The 1,421-nt window shown below is 62.6% G+C and carries 1 protein-coding gene and 1 pseudogene; both read right to left on the minus strand.

Annotated features, from left to right (window positions below; all coding sequences use genetic code 11):
• Positions 1 to 518, minus strand: a 518-nt coding sequence (locus tag GRX31_RS30345; RefSeq protein ID WP_442874103.1) for a flagellin N-terminal helical domain-containing protein, incomplete at its 3' end; no start/stop codon positions are given.
• A 203-nt stretch (positions 519 to 721) separates the two neighbouring features.
• Positions 722 to 1,421: pseudogene (locus GRX31_RS31235) on the minus strand (flagellin); the annotation flags it as partial.

Here is a 1,421-nt window from a genome sequence, read left to right on the forward strand (position 1 = left end):
GAGTTGCCCAGGCTGTCGACCTTCACGTTGCCCAACGAGCCCACGCTGATGTTGTCGCCAGAGTTCGCACCCACCTGGAACACGCCACCCGTGAAGCTGCCTTCCAGCAGCTTCTGGCCATTGAACGTGGTGGTCTTGGCCACACGGTCCACTTCATCACGCAGTTGAGACAGCTCCGACTGCAGCGCCTCACGGTCGCTCTTGCTGTTCGTCGCGTTGGACGACTGCACCGCCAGCTCGCGCATGCGCTGCAGCATGTCGCCGACCTTGCCCAGCGCGCCTTCAGCCGTCTGTGCCAGCGAGATGCCATCGTTGGCATTGCGCGAGGCCACGGCCAAGCCGCGCACCTGGGTGCTCATGCGCTCGGAGATGGCCAGGCCGGCTGCATCGTCCTTGGCACTGTTGACACGCAGGCCCGAAGACAGGCGCTGCATGGAGGTAGCCAGCGAACTGCCAGACAGACCCAGGTTGCGTTGTGCGTTGATGGACACAACATTGGTGTTAATGGTCATAGCCATAGTGGTATTCCCCTTCTTCAAATGCTCGTTTCTTTGGCATCCGGCCGGCCGATCTTTTCTGCATCCGCCTTCCCGGCACCCGTTTCCAGGCAGTTCCGGCTACCCGTTCTTGCAAGAAGAACGCCGCTATGGCCAAGCCTCGCATGCGTTCTTCAAGTTCCGGACCCGGACGGCAGCGAGCCACCGCCGTCCAGGCCTTGTTCTTACTTCAGCAGGCTCAGCACTTGCTGAGGCAGCTGGTTGGCCTGGGCCACCATGGCCGTGCCAGCCTGCTGCAGGATCTGCGTGCGGCTCAGGTTCGCCGTTTCCTTGGCGAAGTCGGCGTCCACGATGCGGCCGCGTGCCGCAGAGATGTTCTCGTTCATGGAGTCGATGTTCTCGATCGACTTCTCGAAGCGGGTCTGGATGGCACCCAGGTCGGCGCGTGCGGAGTTGACCTTGTCCAGCGCGTTGTCGATGCGCTGCATGGCTTCCCAAGCACCGGCTTGCGTGGAGATGTCCACCTTGTCGATGCCCTTGCCTTCCGGTCACGGTGACCGAGACATCGGCTGCAGTCGCTGAAATGCCAGCGATGGCGGCCGTGCCGGAGGCGTATGAGGAATTCCCCAGGTCGGCCACCTTCATGTTGGCCAGCGCGCCCACCGTGATGTTGTCGCCCGCATTCGCACCCACCTGGAACACGCCCCCGGAGAAGCTGCCYTCCAGCAGTTTCTGGCCATTGAACGTGGTGGTCTTGGCCACACGGTCCACTTCGTCACGCAGCTGCACCAGCTCGGACTGCAGCGCTTCACGATCGCTCTTGCTGTTGGTGGCGTTGGAGGCCTGAACAGACAGCTCGCGCATGCGCTGCAGCATGTCGCCCACCTTGCCCAGTGCGCCTTCGGCCGTCTGCGCCAGAGAAAT

The organism is Delftia sp. CH05, from assembly GCF_009827015.1.
Lineage (GTDB): Bacteria > Pseudomonadota > Gammaproteobacteria > Burkholderiales > Burkholderiaceae_C > Comamonas > Comamonas tsuruhatensis.